This window comes from Streptomyces sp. AB3(2024) (assembly GCF_041862025.1).
Taxonomy (GTDB): domain Bacteria; phylum Actinomycetota; class Actinomycetes; order Streptomycetales; family Streptomycetaceae; genus Streptomyces.
In genome coordinates, this window is sequence record NZ_JBGWAB010000291.1 from 1 (window position 1) to 2,059 (window position 2,059).

Sequence of the window (2,059 nt, forward strand, 5' to 3'; positions counted from 1 at the left end):
ACCGAGTACGCCGATGTCGATGCCCTTGTGGTGGCGTTGGAGGCGGGTGAGCCGGTTCCGGACGCGGTGTTTGTTGCTCCGTCTGTCGGGGTGTCGGCTGAGGGTGTCGTGGGTGCTGTCCATGGGGCGGTTGGTGCGGCGTTGGAGTTGGTGCAGGGGTGGCTGGCGGATGAGCGGTTCGCCGGTACGCGTCTGGTGTGGTTGACGTCGGGTGCGGTGGCTGTCGGGGCCGGTGCGGGTGTGAGGGATCTGGCGGGCGGCGCGGTGCGCGGTCTGCTGAGGTCGGCGCAGTCGGAGAATCCGGGTCAGCTGGTGATGCTGGATCTGGATCTGGATCTGGTTCTGGATGGTGATGGGGTCGGGGCTGTCGCGGCTGCGTTGGCTTCGGGTGAGCCGGAGTTGGCGGTCCGGGCGGGTGTGGTCAGTGTTCCGCGTCTGGTGCGTGTGCTTTCTTCGGAGAGCGGGGCTGGGGCGGTGGCTGGTTTCGGTCCGTCGGGGACGGTGCTGGTGACCGGTGCCACGGGCAGCCTGGGCCGGCTTTTTGCCCGGCATCTGGTGTCGGCGTTCGGGGTGGAGCGGCTGTTGTTGACGAGCCGTCGGGGTCCGGCGGCCGAGGGTGCGGACGAGCTTGTCGCGGAGTTGGCCGGGCTGGGTGCGCACGTCGATCTGGTGGCGTGTGACATTGCTGACCGGGATGCGTTGGCCGCTCTGTTGGATGGTGTTCCGGTTGAGTATCCGCTGACTGGTGTGGTGCACACGGCGGGTGTGCTGGATGACGGTGTGCTGGCGTCGTTGACGGCGGAGCGGGTGGCGGGGGTGCTGCGTCCGAAGGTGGACGCGGCCTGGAACCTGCATGAGCTGACCAGGGGCTTGGACCTGGGTGCCTTTGTGCTGTTCTCGGGTGCGGCTGCGGCGTTCGGTGCTGCGGGGCAGGCGAGCTACGCTGCGGCGAACGCGTTCCTGGAGGGTCTGGCCGAGCAGCGGCGGGCCGAGGGGCTGCCGGCGACGGCGCTCGCCTGGGGCCTGTGGGCCCCGCAGGGCGGTGGCAGCGGTATGGCGGGTCGGCTCGACGAGGTCGATCTGCGGCGCATCGCCCGGGACGGGGTCGGCGCACTGGCGGCCGACGAGGGCCTGGCGCTCTTCGATGCGGCGATGGTGGTGGATGCGGCGGTGTTGCTGCCGATGCACCTGGATGTTGCGGTGTTGCGGGCGCAGGCGGTGTCTGCGGGTTCGACGCCCGCGTTGCTGCGGGCGCTGGTGCGGGTTCCGGCGCGCCGGATGGTGGAACGGCGGGACGGTGGTGTGGAGGGTGGTTCGCCGCTGGTCGCGCGGCTGATGGGGCTGCCGGTGGCCGAGCGGGAGGGTGTGCTGCTGGAGCTGGTCTGCGGGCGGGTTGCCGTGGTGCTGGGTCACTCGGGTGCGGGGTCGGTGGATGCCGAGCGTGCCTTCCGGGATCTGGGCTTCGACTCCCTGACGGCCGTGGAGCTGCGGAACGTACTGAAGGCGGAGACCGGTCTGCGTCTGCCGCCCACGCTGATCTTCGATTACCCGACCCCCGTCGCACTGGCCCGCCACCTCCTGGCCGAACTCGCCGTGACCACCGGAGCCGAAGAGCAGAACCTCGGCCGCGGGCAGCTGATGGCCCGCGTTCGGCCGGTCGCCGGTGTGGCGGACGATCCGATCGTGATCGTGGGCATGGGCTGCCGCTTCCCCGGTGGGGTGCGGACGCCCGAAGACCTGTGGCAGCTCGTCGCCTCGGGCGGGGACGGCATCACCGCGTTCCCGACGGACCGCGGCTGGAACGGAGAGGCGCTCTACCACCCGGACCCGGATCATGCGGGTACCTCTTACACGCGTGAGGGCGGCTTCCTGCACGAGGCGGCGGAGTTCGACCCGGCGTTCTTCGGGATCTCGCCGCGCGAGGCCCTGGCCATGGACCCGCAGCAGCGGCTGCTGCTGGAGACCTCGTGGGAGGCCTTCGAGCGAGCGGGCATCGACCCGGCCGTTCTGCGGGGCAGCCGGACCGGCGTCTTCGCCGGCGTCATGTACCACGACTACG

1 protein-coding gene is annotated in these 2,059 nt (G+C 70.7%); it reads left to right on the forward strand.

All coding sequences use genetic code 11. The features are described 5' to 3' along the window. On the forward strand, nucleotides 1-2,059 hold a 2,059-nt coding region (locus ACEPPI_RS40375), incomplete at both ends, for a type I polyketide synthase (RefSeq protein ID WP_373920222.1).